Annotated in this window: 1 rRNA gene; it reads left to right on the top strand. The window is 52.5% G+C overall.

Features of this window, described 5'->3' with window-relative positions:
- Positions 1–742: ribosomal RNA gene (locus FKQ60_RS17285) — 23S ribosomal RNA — on the top strand; the annotation flags it as partial.
- Positions 743–861 lie beyond the last annotated feature (119 nt).

Raw genomic sequence — 861 nt, 5'->3', positions numbered from 1 at the left:
ACCTTGAAATACCACCCTTGTAGTTTTGATGTTCTAACGTTGGCCCCTAATCGGGGTTGCGGACAGTGCCTGGTGGGTAGTTTGACTGGGGCGGTCTCCTCCCAAAGAGTAACGGAGGAGCACGAAGGTGGGCTAATCACGGTTGGACATCGTGAGGTTAGTGCAATGGCATAAGCCCGCTTAACTGCGAGAATGACGGTTCGAGCAGGTGCGAAAGCAGGTCATAGTGATCCGGTGGTTCTGAATGGAAGGGCCATCGCTCAACGGATAAAAGGTACTCCGGGGATAACAGGCTGATACCGCCCAAGAGTTCATATCGACGGCGGTGTTTGGCACCTCGATGTCGGCTCATCACATCCTGGGGCTGAAGTCGGTCCCAAGGGTATGGCTGTTCGCCATTTAAAGTGGTACGCGAGCTGGGTTTAGAACGTCGTGAGACAGTTCGGTCCCTATCTGCCGTGGGCGTTGGAGAATTGAAGGGGGCTGCTCCTAGTACGAGAGGACCGGAGTGGACGAACCTCTGGTGTTCGGGTTGTCACGCCAGTGGCATTGCCCGGTAGCTAAGTTCGGAATTGATAAGCGCTGAAAGCATCTAAGCGCGAAGCGAGCCCTGAGATGAGTTCTCCCTGGCACTATAAGTGTCCTAAAGGGTTGTTCGAGACTAGAACGTTGATAGGCAGGGTGTGTAAGCGCTGTGAGGCGTTGAGCTAACCTGTACTAATTGCCCGTGAGGCTTAACCATACAACACCCAAGGGGTTTTGGTGGACTCAAAGAAGTGCATTGAATGTGTAGAGAATGAAAAACAGCTTTCCGAATTAACCAAATTTGCTTGGCGACCATAGCGTTTTGGACCCACCTGA

This window comes from Vibrio sp. A11, from assembly GCF_013048705.1.
GTDB lineage: Bacteria > Pseudomonadota > Gammaproteobacteria > Enterobacterales > Vibrionaceae > Vibrio > Vibrio metschnikovii.
The sequence above is the reverse complement of the archived record's forward strand: the minus strand, read 5'-3'. Positions and strand labels throughout refer to the sequence as shown.